Raw genomic sequence first — 9,468 nt, forward strand, 5'->3', positions numbered from 1 at the left:
GCCCGGCCGCAGCAGTCAAAGGACCCGGACGCGCCTTGCGCAGCCGGTGCGGCGAGGTGCGTGCGGTCGCAGGCCGCCCGCACGCCGCTGTCGCCCTGCCGGGGCTCGGCGCCGGTCGGCAGTTGCCCGGCGTCACGGCTCGCAAGGGCGTGAGTCCGCGACGACGACCGCCACCTCGGACTCACGCCATCGCCCGCTGCTGCTCCTCAGCCCGCTCCAGAGCGGTACCCGGTAGGGATCAGGCCTTGCGCTGCATGCTCGACCGGGCCGGGTTGCCACGGAGCCGGGCGTTCACGCGGGGCCGCGCAAGTGGGCGCCGCGGACCGGCGGCGGCTCGGGGGAGGGATCCGTCGCCGGTTCAGGGTCGCGACGCCTGGGCTCGCTGATGTTTCAGCGAGCCGAGAAGGCGTCCAGTGCGCACACCGCGGCGCCGGCGGCCGGGTTGTTGTTACTCCGTGCACTCGACTTGCACGGTGTGCGAACCGGCCGCCAGGTCCGTCATGCCGAACAGGCTCAGGGGATAGCACGGTGTCCTCAGCTGGGTGCGGCCCGTCGTCGCTGGGTACACGGTCATGTGTCGGCTCCGTCGACCTGCACTATTGCGAGTTGCCGTAGGACGGTTCGCGCGGGCGCATGACCGGGAGGAGACCGGCTGAGGGTTTAAGGCTCGGCGGCACACTGGGGGGCGTTGTACCGCCCGCCGAGCCAGACTGGCGGTAATCGGGCCGGTCGGGGGGCGTGCCGGACCGATCACCTCAGCGTCAGGCAAGAGGTCGCGTGGCCGCGATAATGACGTCTGGATCCGGAGTTCACCGAGACGGGTGACGCGCCGATGCCCGGATCCCGGGCGGGGCATCGGCCCCCGGAACCCATCCGGGGCATTCTGGCACGACTGGCGCCTTCTAGCGCCATCGGCCATTGGAGGCAGACATGAGACGCCGATTCCCCGGACGTCGTCCTGATTCCGTCCTGCCGGAACCATTGGAACGGGCGAATTGGACGAAGTGCGCGTCGTGTAGATGCGCCGGGCCGTTGCCAGTTGCGGTGTGGGCTCACGCGAAGTCAGCTGCCGTTTTCGTCGCCGTGGCGGCTTGTCACGCAGCTGGTGGGGTTGTCGCGCAGGCACACCTTTCCGTTGGCAATTCGTAAGCCGACGGTGTCGAACGCCGTGACCCAGTTGCCGGCGATGGCTTTCTGCGCGGGGGCGAGCTGGATCAGGCCGGAGCACACGGCCGAGTGCAGTTTATTCTCGACCGCGTCTTTCGGGTTCGGGATCTTGCCGGGTTCGACCCATAGGTTGCGCGGGTCGTCTGGGGCACCGCCGAGTTCAAGGCTGATCAGGTGGTCGTACTCGCCTTTGTCGCTGGGGGCGAGGCCGTAGGAGCGGGCGGACGCGGCCTTCATCGTGTTCGTTTTCGACGTGCGGATCAGGGGGTGCCGGAACGCCAGGTCGTCGCCGGAGGCCACCAGGACGCCCGCGGCCCGTGCTTCGTCGAGGGCAGAGAGGAGGACGGTCAGGTCGGCTTCGGCCACGATCGTCAGGTCCGCGACCGAGAAGCCGACGCCGAGCAGCGCGGCCGTCCGCAGCACGGCTCGCGTCTGTTCCGACAGGAAGTCCAGCCGGTCGGCGATCGCTTCCGGCAGCGAGTCGGGGGTGGGCCCGCTGGTCAGCTCCGCGATCCCCGCGTCGTCGACGGCGAGGCACCCGCTCCGGGTCAGTGCGTCGAGCAGTTCGGTGAGGTACAGGGGGTTTCCCGCGGCGTCGCCGGCCAGCTCCTCCAGCCGGTCGCCAGGCTTGCCGCCGGCCAGCTTCGCCACGAGCTTGAGCACCGCCGGTTCGGTGAGCCGGCCGACGCGCAGCCGTTCGGCGGGCCCGACGATCCCCCGTAGCGCGCGTAGGTCGTCGCGGCGGGGTACCGGGCGAAGCACGCCGATCAGGAGCAGGGGCAACTGCCGGACCGAGCGCGCGAGCCTGCCCCACACCGCCACGGTGGCGCGGTCGGCCCACTGCAGCTCGTCGACCACCAGCACTACCGGGCCGGTCTGGCACAGCTCGTCGACCAGGGTCAGCAGCTGCTCGGCGGCCGCCGCGGCGAGATCCGCGCCCTTGCCGCGCGCGGTGTCGCCGCGCAGGAGCCCGGCGATGGCTCCTCGCCGGGGGTCCGGCGCGGAGCCGGTGATCCGCAGCGCGTCCAGTATGGGGAGCAGGGGGAGTGCCTGACCCAGTTCGTCGCCGGCGCCCCGGAAGATCTGGCAGCCGGACTGGGCGGCGACCGCGCAGGCGGCCTGGACGAGGGCGGACTTGCCGATGCCCGGCTCGCCGTCCACCAGGACGGCCCGCCCGCGGCCGGCGGCGACGTCGTGCACCCAGTTCGCCAGCCGGGACAGCTCACCGTCCCGGCCGATCAGGAGGTCGACACCGTCCGTGAGCGGTTGCACACACTCGATAATAGAAGAAGAACAGATGTTGAACAAGAGGTGTACTCGACATGTCGGCGCGACTGGTTGGAAACCCGCTATTCCGATTCTGGAAATGCGCGCTTCGATCGTCGTTCGAAAAGCCGCGCGGACGCGATATGGCCGCCTGACGTTGGCGGGTCCTTAACCATCTGTTGTCCTCTGATTGTGCCGTACCTGGGAGCGTCCGCCTGGCACGGAAGGCTATTTCGCCCCGATTGACCACCGGAGGAATGATGTTGGTTCGCCGAGCGGTCGCCGCGGTCGCATTGACCCTGCTCGCGGCTGGTGCTTTGAGTACTTTTGCGACTTTCGCCGCCGCCGGGAGCGCGGCGCCGACGGCCGTCCTCGCCGAGATGGGGTACAACGGCGCGTCACCCGACGAAATGGGTTACAACTAAGGGTTGCCCGACGCTGCGGCCGCGACCGGATGCCATTTCCGGGCGCGGCCGTTCGCGTGTTCCGGTGTTTTCAAGGGGTGGTCAGCGCGGCGCGGACCGTTCGTTCGATCAGGATGGGCACGAAGGCGTGGATGCGGGCGCCCGCGAACCGGGCGCGTTCCCGGGCGACCATCGCGTGGAGCCGATTGTGGGCGACGTTCGCGTAGTCCTTGCCCAGGCGGTCTTCGAGCTGGGCGAGGTGGGTGTCGAGCTGTTCGGAGGCCATCGTGTCCAACGTGCTCATCGTTCACCTTCCGGTCGGCCGTGGTATGGACAACATGCCCTATGAGACGACCACGAGGTGAACCCCAGGTGAACAAGAAGAATTCACAGACTGCCCGGCGATGAAGGCGCCCGTCGCCGGCGGCGCCGGACGACCGACACGAGGGCGAGACCGGCGAGGACGACGACGATCGCCACCAGTGTCCACGGGCACGGCCCACGAATGCGCTGCCGTGTCGGCGGCCGGCAGTGGCCCCGTCGAGCCTGCGGCGTCGGTCAGCAGCGGAACCAAGGTGACTGTGGCGGCCAGGTGCAGCGCAGGCGTCACGCCGTGGACCGGCGTGGTCACCTGCCACGCCTCGCCCGGAAGCAGCGGTGGTGACTCCATGCCGTCGCGCAGGCTTCGGCCTCGGAACCCCGGGGGCGTTCGACGCGCGCCGGGTCGGCCGGTGCAACACCTGCGTGCCGCCGGTGGTACTCCTGCGTGGACATGATCCACTAAGGTGCTCGAACCCGGGGGCCGCGACCGCAGGGGCCGTCATGCCGACCCTCACCACCGTGGATCGCCGCGTACCGAGCGACGTCAGCCGACCGTTGAAGCGGGTCCGCAACCTCGGCGCAGCTCACCGTCTGAGGCAGAGGGAGCCGGCGTCCGCGCAGGCATAGAAGCGGAATGTCGCCAGCGCACCGCGACTGTCAGGCGTGAACAAAAAGCTCTTGAACGCATCGGCCAGTGATCCGGGTTTGGACCCGGTCGGACTGTAGACGTATTCGACGGTCCAGAACGGGTAGCCGTGCTCCCGGACGTCGGCGAAAGTTCCCTCGCGGCCGTCCAAGGTGACTTTCTTGACGCCCGCCGCCTGGTCCACATCGGACACACTCGCGTACCCGATCGCGCCGTCCAGGTTGGCGACCCGGTCGACCAGGTCGCCGGTCGAGCCCTGCTCGCACACGATCGGCGATCCGGACGGGACACCTTGGCGCAGTTCCCGACACGAGTCCGACGTCGGCGCTGCCTGCCGGACCGGGGCGCCGGGATTGCCGCCGAGGACGTACTTCTCCAGGGCCTGCCGGGTCCCCGAGTCGGTGGATCGGCCGACGACGCGGATCGCCCCGGTGTCGCGCGGGTTGTGGGTGATGTCGCTCCAGGTGTGCGCCGCGCCGGTGAAGATCCGCCGCGCGTCCGCTGCCGACAGGGCGCCGACCGGGACGTTCGCGCTGGCCACGAACGTGAACGGCACGATCGCCAGCGGCTCGGCCACCAGGTCACGGAACTGCGGTTCGTCGAACCGGCCGTCGGACAGCGCGAGCTGCCGGACCCCGTTCTTGCCGGCGGCCACCAGCCGTTCCAGGCCTTCCCGGCTGCCGGGCGCCCGGACCTTGACCGACGCTTCCGGGCAATACGCGCCGTACGACCCGGCCAGCGCCGTGGTGGCCCGGCTGAACGCGGTCGACCCTTCGACGTTCAGGGTGCCGGGCGCGCACACGACGCCTGCGGGGAGCTTGGTGAACGGCGTGACGTTGTTGAGCAGCAGCACCACCGCGAACGCCCCGGCGCAGAGCGCGGTCAGGCCGCCCCACACGAGGGTCTCCGGCCGGATCTTCTCCCGGCCTTGGCGTGTGGTGATCCGGCCCTCGCGCAGGCCGCCTTCGACCACGACCTGGTGGTTCGTCCCGGGCTTGGTGCCCGACAGCACGATCACCAGCTTGAACGAGTCGTCCGGCCGGAGGGGGACCGCGGGCAGCTTCACCCGGTCCCGCTCGATGCCGGCCTCGCCCAGCCCGGTCAGCACCCGCTGCAGCTCCGGGGGCTCGAACTCGGTGGCGTCCACGGACACCACCGCCCGGCCCGGGAAGTGCAGGCTGAGCGGGGAGACGTAGTCCTCTTGGTGCAGCGGCGCGCCGCCGGTGTTCTTGATCCGGACGACCACGACACCGGGATCGGCCACGGCGTGGTGCTCGCTTTCCAGCCAGACGGTCTCGCCGACGTCGACACCGAACGGGGCGTCGATCCGGACCCGGCAGGACAGCACCCGCGCGCGCCGGGCACGCACGACGGACGCGACCATGCCGGTGATCGCGACCGCGGCCGCGGCCAACAGGCCGGTGATGCCGATCGTGCTGATGGCCGCCTCGGCGACCCAGCGTCGTTCGGTGATCCCGAGCACGGCGGCCACGACCGCCACCGCGCCGAGACCGGCGCCGAAGACGATCCGCTCCCGGGCGGTGCGCCGGCGCGGAGCGGCGTGGTTGAGCACCACGTCGGACAGACGGCGGGCCCCCGGGGCCGTGGACGGCCGTGCCTGCATGGCGCGGTCGATCCGGGCTTCGGCGGTGGCCACCTGTTCCTCGATCCAGGCGGCGTCGGAACCCGGGTAGGCGGCTTGGTGCAGCTGCCGGGAGAGGTCCCGGGTGTCGCGCGGTGGCTCAGTGCGTGTCATCGCCGCCCCCCTCGCGCTCGGTGCATTCGGGGCAGCGGCCCGACATGCCGTCCAGCACGTAGGACGCCTCCAGGACGGCCTCCCACATGACCCGCTTCGGTCCATTGCCGCGGCCGGCCCCGGCGTCGAGGAACTTCTCGACGACGATCTCCCAGTGGTCCTGCGCGGTCCGCCAGTCCCCGTCGTGCCGCAGCGTGAACCGGATGCCGAAGTAGTTCGGGACCTCGAAGCCGTGCCTGCCGTACTGCAGGCGGTCCAGCAGCGGAATGGCCCCGATGCGCCGGCTGCCCGCCCGCCCGCGCGTGCGCCGGAGGCTCCGGTTGTCCGTCACCTCGGACACCACGTAGCCGGCGACGGCACCCGCGAACCCGGTCACCACCAGCCAGCCCGAGAGCGACAGGGGCAGCGCCAGCCACGGTGCGTCCGTCTCCCACGGAGAGGCGATCTGCACGCTGACGTCGTAGGCGACCCGGCCCCCGATGACCACGGCGTTGAGGGTGAAGAGACCGGCGAACGCGGCCACGATGTAGTAACCGCGGACCCGCAGCCAGTACTGGATGCCGCTGTGCCTGCCGAGCGAGCGGCGACGCCGCCGCAGCAACGCCGTCAGCGTTTCCCGCCGCGGCGGGTCGATCTCACCCGGTTCGCTCGCGTCGGCCGCGCGCACCGTCTCCTGTACCGACATCATTCCCGCTCGGGAAGTCGGTCGGTTCCCAGCCCCACAGCCGGAAACTACCTCGAGCGGAAGCCCGGGAGCGGCTCCGAGCCCCGTTGTCCACCTTCCGTTCGCCTCGTGGACACGAGGGCTCGCCGAGGGCCGCAATACGTCTGGGTCAGAGCCGCACGTCGGGGTCTTCGGTCACCGAGCGCAGTGCGGTCACGGTCGGGTGGCCTTCCGCCAGCAGCCGGGCGTCGCTGCCCGGCAGCAGCTCGCCCTCGACGACCACGGTGGTGAGGCTGATCGCGCCGTCGCCACCGTTTTCGACGTGGCTGCGTACCGTGCCGAATTCGGCCAATCCGGCCTGCCGCGGCGTTCCCACGTCGGCGCGGTCGGGGACGTTCAGGTTCAGCACCGTCCCGGCCGGCAGGGCGGCGAGCCGGTCGAACAAGGTCGCCGCGACGGCGACCGCGGTGTCCCAGTGCTGGTGCGGACCCGGCTCGAGTCCCACGTCGAGGGACACCGCGAGCGCGCGGGCCCCGATGAGCGACGCTGTCAACGCCGCGCCGACGGTGCCCGAGTGCAGCACGGCGCGCCCGACGTTCGCGCCGCGGTTCACGCCGGACAGCACGACGTCCGGCGGTTCGCCGAACGCACCTTGCGCCGCCGCCAGCGCGATGAGCCCGGGATGCGCCGCGACCGCGTGCGCTGGCACGTCCGGCAGGTCCGGCAGCTTCCGCTGTTCGACCACGATCCGGCCGTTGTCCCCGGCAGCGGACAGGCCGGCGCTCGTGCCGCTGGCCTCTTCCGCCGGCGCGGCGACGACGACAGTCCAGCCGTGCGCCGCCGCGCCGCGGGCGAGTGCCACCAGCCCCGGCGAGCCGATGCCGTCGTCGTTCGTGATTAGCGCCCTCACGTCTCGTCCTCCCAGCTCTTCAAGCGCACGCGCCCGGCCAGTTCGCGGACCGCCGTGCCACTGCTCGACCCGAGGCCGTGCCGCGTCACGTTCGCCGCGCCGGCCGCCGCTCCGAGCTTCAGCGCCTCTCGCGGCGACAAGCCCTGGGCCAAGCCGACCGCCAGCCCGGCGGTCATCGAGTCACCCGCGCCACGGGTGTCCACCGGCCTCAGCGCGGGCGACTCCACGAGCCACAGTTCGTCCTCGACGAGTGCGAGCGTGTCTTCGGCCGCTCGCGACACGACGACGACCCGGGCACCGGAGTTCGCCATCTCGCGGCAGCCTTTCGCCAGGTCGGGCAGCGCGTCCGACTTCGCCAGCCCGTCGGCCATCAGCTCCTCGTGGCTGACCTTCACCACTTCCGGGCCGCCGTCGAGCGCCCGGGCGAGGCGTTCTCCCGAGAGGTCCACCACCACCCGGGCGCCTTGGGCGCCGAGGTCCCGGCTGAGCCGCTCGTACACCGAGTGCGGCACCGGGACGTCCTCCGCGGCCGGACCGCTGAGCACGGTGACGTCCGCGTCGAGCGCCGCGACCAGCGTCAGCTCGTAGAGATCGTCCAGCTCGTGCCGCGACAAGGTGTCCGCGGGCATCCGCACCACCTCGTTGCGTTTGCCCTCACGACGGTCGTGCACGTAAGCGCCATTGCGCGCGGCGACGTCCCGCGCCCGGAGCTCGACGCCGATCAGGTGCCGCAGCACCTGCCCGGTCTCCCCGCCGAGCGCGCAACAAAGCACTGCGGCGGCTCCCAGCGACTCGATCATCCGCGACTGCCACACCCCCTGCCCGCCCGCGTGCACGTGGACGTCCGGAACGCCGTCGATTTCTTCCACCGTCACTGTCAGCCTTCCCTCAGGGGCTCTGTTTCAGCAGCAGCGGTTGCGCAACTGCGCGAACGTCTTCCACTAGCAGATGTCTGCCCGTCGGGCCTGCGAACGGACGGTGGGCACGCCGCCTGGCGCGCGGAGCCTACGGCTAACCTCTCCGACTCATGGAGCCACTACTGGACGAGGAACGGCTGGCGCTGACCAGCTTGTGTGAGGAACTGCCGACCCTCCGCGAAGAGTGCTCCGCCCTGGGCGGGAACGAACTACGCCTGCTGGCCCGCATCGAGACCGAGGCGCGGGCCCGTCGGCCCGTCGCGGCCTTGCTGCGGGAACTGGACGGGCAGGACGTCGTGCGTGGCGTGAGCACCGGGCTGCCGGGAGCGGGTCCGGGACGCGCCGACGACGAACAGTTCGGGTGTCCGGACGGCGCCTGCGACCGGCTGGCGCACACCGTTCCGGCGGGTCCGGTGCCGCAGTGCCTGGTCATCGGCCGGCCGATGATCCGTCGCTGACGGCCCTGCTGCCCGCCCTCGCTTCTGGCGAACGCCACCGACGCGGCACGGGGGCCACTAGGCTCGTGCGGTCTTGCAGGTGCGGAGGTGAGGCGGCGGTAGTGGGCAGGTTCTTCGAGGAGCTGGCGAAGAAGCTGGCGGAGCGGTGGCTCGCGCTGCTCGTGCTTCCCGGCGCGGGGTTCCTAGCGGTCGCCATTGTGGGCGGGTGGCAGCGGCATCGGGCCGCATTGGACTGGTCCCGGTTCCGGCAAGGGGTGGACACCTTCGCGGCGACGGCTTCGCGGCTGCCGGTGGGTCTTCAGTTCGTGCTGCTAGTCCTCGCGCTGCTCGGCACGGCCGGGGTCGGCCTGGTGGTGCAGGCCTTGGCGGGTCTGACGCGGCTGGTCTGGCTCGGCCGCTGGCCGGCGCCGCTGCTGAAGTGGCGGGTGCGGGCGCGCCGCCGGCGCTGGCTGGACTTGGTCGGCCAGCGGCGAGCCGTGAGCGGGGAAGAGTCCGAGCGCCGGGCGGCCACTGATCGCCTGGCCGGGAAGGCGAACCGGATCGCGCTCGCCGAGCCGGGGCGGCCGACGTGGATGGGCGATCGCGTGCACGCGGTGGAACAGGTCGCGCTGGCCCGGTACGGGCTGGACCTGACGTTCGGGTGGCCGCGGCTGTGGCTGGTGCTGCCGGACACCGTGCGAGCGGAGATCACGGCGGCCGAGGCGAGCTTCGCGGCCGCGGTCGCGACCGGCACCTGGTCGCTGCCGTACCTGGTGCTGGCGGTTTTCTGGTGGCCGGCGGCGGTGGCGGGGCTGGCGTTCGGTGTCACGGGGTGGGCTCGCGCGCGTGCCGCGATCGGCGACCTGGGAGCACTGTCCGAGGCCGCCGTGGACCTGCACGGCACGACGCTCGCGCGGGCGCTCGGTCGTAGCCCTTGTACGGCGTGTCGTCGTAGGTCTCGTGGTTGCCCGGGATCGGCT

General features: G+C 71.5%; 9 protein-coding genes. 2 read left to right on the plus strand and 7 right to left on the minus strand.

The window, feature by feature from the left end:
- Window positions 1-448: 448 nt before the first annotated feature.
- From ACWDN5_RS33020 to ACWDN5_RS33050, 7 genes are all read right to left on the minus strand, one after another.
- On the minus strand, window positions 449-574 hold the full coding sequence (locus ACWDN5_RS33020) for a hypothetical protein (RefSeq protein WP_449679033.1): 126 nt from the start codon (window positions 572-574) through the stop codon (window positions 449-451).
- 488 nt (window positions 575-1,062) lie between these two features.
- Window positions 1,063-2,439 carry an ATP-binding protein gene (locus ACWDN5_RS33025; protein ID WP_449679034.1) on the minus strand — a complete coding sequence of 459 codons (1,377 nt, stop codon included), beginning with the start codon at window positions 2,437-2,439 and terminating at the stop codon, window positions 1,063-1,065.
- A gap of 489 nt (window positions 2,440-2,928) precedes the next feature.
- On the minus strand, window positions 2,929-3,141 hold the full coding sequence (locus ACWDN5_RS33030) for a three-helix bundle dimerization domain-containing protein (RefSeq protein ID WP_449679035.1): 213 nt from the start codon (window positions 3,139-3,141) through the stop codon (window positions 2,929-2,931).
- 601 nt (window positions 3,142-3,742) lie between these two features.
- The gene (locus tag ACWDN5_RS33035) at window positions 3,743-5,560 is read right to left on the minus strand and encodes a PstS family phosphate ABC transporter substrate-binding protein (RefSeq protein ID WP_449679036.1); all 1,818 of its coding nucleotides are present in this window, start codon (window positions 5,558-5,560) and stop codon (window positions 3,743-3,745) included.
- On the minus strand, window positions 5,547-6,245 hold the full coding sequence (locus ACWDN5_RS33040) for a DUF6313 family protein (RefSeq protein WP_449679037.1): 699 nt from the start codon (window positions 6,243-6,245) through the stop codon (window positions 5,547-5,549). Before ACWDN5_RS33040 ends, ACWDN5_RS33035 begins: the two co-directional genes overlap by 14 nt.
- A gap of 148 nt (window positions 6,246-6,393) precedes the next feature.
- Window positions 6,394-7,134: a 5'/3'-nucleotidase SurE gene (gene surE / locus ACWDN5_RS33045; protein ID WP_449679038.1), complete on the minus strand. Its 741-nt coding sequence runs from the start codon at window positions 7,132-7,134 to the stop codon at window positions 6,394-6,396.
- Window positions 7,131-8,009, minus strand: coding sequence for a 1-phosphofructokinase family hexose kinase (locus ACWDN5_RS33050; RefSeq protein ID WP_449679039.1), 879 nt, complete (start codon window positions 8,007-8,009; stop codon window positions 7,131-7,133). The genes surE and ACWDN5_RS33050 overlap by 4 nt, the downstream gene beginning before the upstream one ends.
- 152 nt (window positions 8,010-8,161) lie before the next feature.
- Between ACWDN5_RS33050 and ACWDN5_RS33055 the strand changes: the two genes are divergently transcribed.
- Window positions 8,162-8,509 (plus strand): hypothetical protein, encoded by a 348-nt coding sequence (locus ACWDN5_RS33055; protein ID WP_449679040.1) that lies wholly within the window; start codon window positions 8,162-8,164, stop codon window positions 8,507-8,509.
- A gap of 101 nt (window positions 8,510-8,610) precedes the next feature.
- Window positions 8,611-9,468 (plus strand): hypothetical protein (locus tag ACWDN5_RS33060; protein ID WP_449679041.1); only part of this gene is annotated, 858 nt, incomplete at its 3' end.

Source organism: Amycolatopsis sp. NPDC003731 (assembly GCF_053586895.1).

Bases quoted from the DNA above. Each gene is read 5' to 3' on its own strand.
- ACWDN5_RS33020 (WP_449679033.1), bottom strand. From the start codon at position 574: ATGACCGTGTACCCAGCGACGACGGGCCGCACCCAGCTGAGGACACCG.
- ACWDN5_RS33030 (WP_449679035.1), bottom strand. From the start codon at position 3,141: ATGAGCACGTTGGACACGATGGCCTCCGAACAGCTCGACACCCACCTC.
- ACWDN5_RS33035 (WP_449679036.1), bottom strand. From the start codon at position 5,560: ATGACACGCACTGAGCCACCGCGCGACACCCGGGACCTCTCCCGGCAG.
- ACWDN5_RS33040 (WP_449679037.1), bottom strand. From the start codon at position 6,245: ATGTCGGTACAGGAGACGGTGCGCGCGGCCGACGCGAGCGAACCGGGT.
- ACWDN5_RS33055 (WP_449679040.1), top strand. From the start codon at position 8,162: ATGGAGCCACTACTGGACGAGGAACGGCTGGCGCTGACCAGCTTGTGT.